The organism is Zoogloea sp. LCSB751, assembly GCF_002028455.1.
Taxonomy (GTDB): domain Bacteria; phylum Pseudomonadota; class Gammaproteobacteria; order Burkholderiales; family Rhodocyclaceae; genus Zoogloea.
This window is the reverse complement of record NZ_MWUM01000132.1, coordinates 1-292: the sequence shown is the minus strand read 5'-3', so window position 1 is coordinate 292 and position 292 is coordinate 1. Positions and strand designations below refer to the sequence as shown.

Here is a 292-nt window from a genome sequence, read left to right as displayed (position 1 = left end):
CGATTTGCCCTGGTTTACAGGCCATTTCCCCGGTGCGCCCCTGCTGCCCGGGGTGACCCAGATCCACTGGGTGATGCACTACGCCGCCAGCCTGCTCAAGCTGGCGCAGCCGTTTCACGGGGTGGATCAGCTCAAGTTCCAGCGTCCGCTACGCCCCGGGGCCGAGTGCAGCCTGCGCCTGCAGTGGCAGGCAGACAAGGGCCAGCTCCTCTTCCACTATCTGCTCGGCGATGAGCCGGCGAGCAGCGGACGGGTGCGTCTAATCCCATGACGCCCTGCATTCTCATCCCCT

At 65.8% G+C, this 292-nt stretch carries 1 protein-coding gene; it reads left to right on the top strand.

The genetic code is table 11. The features are described 5' to 3' along the window. The coding region (locus tag B4920_RS26060) for a hydroxymyristoyl-ACP dehydratase (protein WP_079437598.1) at positions 1 to 271 on the top strand (271 nt) is incomplete at its 5' end. Positions 272 to 292 lie beyond the last annotated feature (21 nt).